General features: G+C 69.3%; 1 pseudogene. It reads left to right on the top strand.

Features of this window, described 5'->3' with window-relative positions:
• Positions 1 to 238, top strand: a pseudogene (locus tag IF61_RS33095) (NAD-dependent malic enzyme); the annotation flags it as partial.

The raw sequence follows: 238 nt of genomic DNA, 5'->3' as shown, positions 1-238 counted from the left end.
GCTGCGGGTGGTGGGTAAGGCGATCGGTGACGTACGGGTCGTCATGTCGGGTGCGGGTGCGGCCGGTACGGCGATCCTGAAGCTGCTGCTGGCGGCCGGGGTGAAGCACGCCGTGGTGGCCGACATCCACGGTGTGGTTCACGCGGGGCGTGCGGATCTGGTGGATGCGGGGCCGGAGACGGCGTTGCGGTGGATCGCGGACAACACCAATCCCGAGGGCATCACGGGGACGCTGAAG

The organism is Streptomyces roseoverticillatus (assembly GCF_000719265.1).
Lineage (GTDB): Bacteria > Actinomycetota > Actinomycetes > Streptomycetales > Streptomycetaceae > Streptomyces > Streptomyces roseoverticillatus.
Note: the sequence above shows the minus strand (reverse complement) of the source record. Positions and strands in the feature narration are given on the sequence as shown.